The organism is Merdimonas faecis (assembly GCF_001754075.1).
Lineage (GTDB): Bacteria > Bacillota > Clostridia > Lachnospirales > Lachnospiraceae > Merdimonas > Merdimonas faecis.
In genome coordinates this window covers 1-797 of the sequence record NZ_MIEH01000054.1, presented here as the reverse complement: position 1 = coordinate 797, position 797 = coordinate 1, and the positions used below count along the sequence as shown (strand labels likewise).

1 protein-coding gene and 1 pseudogene are annotated in these 797 nt (G+C 47.3%); both read right to left on the bottom strand.

The annotated features are described in order from the left end of the window. Positions 1-209 precede the first annotated feature (209 nt). Positions 210-551 (bottom strand): IS66 family insertion sequence element accessory protein TnpB, encoded by a 342-nt coding sequence (gene tnpB / locus BKD12_RS16150; protein ID WP_070090327.1) that lies wholly within the window; start codon positions 549-551, stop codon positions 210-212. Continuing rightward, positions 545-797, bottom strand: a pseudogene (locus BKD12_RS16145) (hypothetical protein); the annotation flags it as partial. The gene tnpB and the pseudogene BKD12_RS16145, both read right to left, overlap by 7 nt.

Here is a 797-nt window from a genome sequence, read left to right as displayed (position 1 = left end):
ATTGTTTTCAGTTGTGATACTGTATCTTTCAGCTCTCGAAGCTGGATATCTTTCGCACTGGAAGCCATCGTTTTTCTCCTCGGATTTGATACCTTTATTATACCAGAAACGGGGTTTTTACTAAAGGGAAATGGCTCCTGAAAATGCCGAATCTACAGGGAATTTCCGGATTTTTCTGTACAGGATTTTTTGAAAAATCCAGATGCTTTTCACTCTGCTTTGAGGGCTTTGGGCTGATCGATATCGATCCCCGACATCAGCCAGTCAAACTCCCGCCAGGAAAGGTTACGAACCTCCGACTGCTTCCTGGGCCATTGATATCCGCCGTGAACAGACAACCGCTTGTAGATCAGAACAAAGCCATCCGGTTCACGGAACAAAGCTTTGATCCTGTCCCGTCTTCTTCCACAGAAAAGGAAGAGAGCACTGGACGACGGATCCATCTTAAGCTGGTCTTCGATAACGGCGCAGAGTCCGTCAATGGATTTCCGCATATCCGTATAGCCGCAGACAATGTAGATCTTCTCAAGTCCGGAGATGTCACCTAACATGAGAGCTCCTGAAGCAGACGAAATGTCCTGGTGAACAGGACAGGATCTGCATCATTGCTGATGCGGATCGTGATGTTCTTTATAGCAACTTCAATCGTATGCGAATTGTCAAGGTACGAGTTTAGCATCTGTGATGCTGTATGCTGCTCCGGAATGTGATCCGGAACAATGTCAATGGGGACCACGTCCTGTTTCGGGCGGGGAACCTCAAGATGACCGTAATTCGCTGTGCGTGGTAAGGTGATT